Annotated in this window: 2 protein-coding genes; both read right to left on the minus strand. The window is 71.3% G+C overall.

Annotated elements, in window-relative coordinates; translation table 11 throughout:
* The coding region (locus ITP53_RS55670; protein WP_195903535.1) for an SDR family NAD(P)-dependent oxidoreductase at positions 1 to 318 on the minus strand (318 nt) is incomplete at its 3' end.
* A gap of 179 nt (positions 319 to 497) precedes the next feature.
* Positions 498 to 635 carry a CPBP family glutamic-type intramembrane protease gene (locus ITP53_RS59945; RefSeq protein WP_328818999.1) on the minus strand — a complete coding sequence of 46 codons (138 nt, stop codon included), beginning with the start codon at positions 633 to 635 and terminating at the stop codon, positions 498 to 500.
* Positions 636 to 645 lie beyond the last annotated feature (10 nt).

Consider the following 645-nt stretch of genomic DNA (forward strand, 5'->3'; position numbering starts at 1 on the left):
CACCAGCACCCGCACGGGAGCGTCGCGCAGTGAGCCCGCAGCCTCATCGTAGGCGGCCCAGAACGCGGTGCCGGTGTCGGGTGCGGCCAGGTCGGCGGCGAAGGGGAACGCCGCGCCGCCGGCCGCGATGATCTTTTCGACGACGCCGGCCGCGGCGGCCGAGTCCTGGCGGTAGTGAACGGCGACGGTGTATCCGTCGGCGGCGAGGCGGCCGGCGATGGCCGCGCCGATGCCACGGCTGGCGCCGGTGACGACTGCGACGCGGTCGGGCTCATGGGCGTTGAGCGCCTCGATGTTGCGCGGGTCGGAGTCAGGCATGATGGCCTCTCTGTCGCCCCGGATCGGGGCTGTGGTCGGATGGTGATGACTCACGACGCCCTTCCGCGCTCTCGTCGCGGCGGCCGTCGCTGAAGGGGGAACCTCGATCCCGCGACTTCTATTCCGAGCGGTACATAAGTGGAGTCGCGCCACTGACTCACTCGCGCCGGCGAATCTCCTCACGCCCCGGCGAGGGCGAAGAGGAGCGGGACGGGCAACGCGGTCGCGTTGTTGACGCCGTGCAACACGACGCCCGGCCAGATCGAACCCGACCAGCGGAACAGCAGGGCGGCGAGCACGCCGACGACGAACGCCACAGGCAGGACG

Origin of the sequence: Nonomuraea cypriaca, assembly GCF_015645445.1 — a bacterium.
In the GTDB taxonomy this organism is placed as follows: domain Bacteria; phylum Actinomycetota; class Actinomycetes; order Streptosporangiales; family Streptosporangiaceae; genus Nonomuraea; species Nonomuraea cypriaca.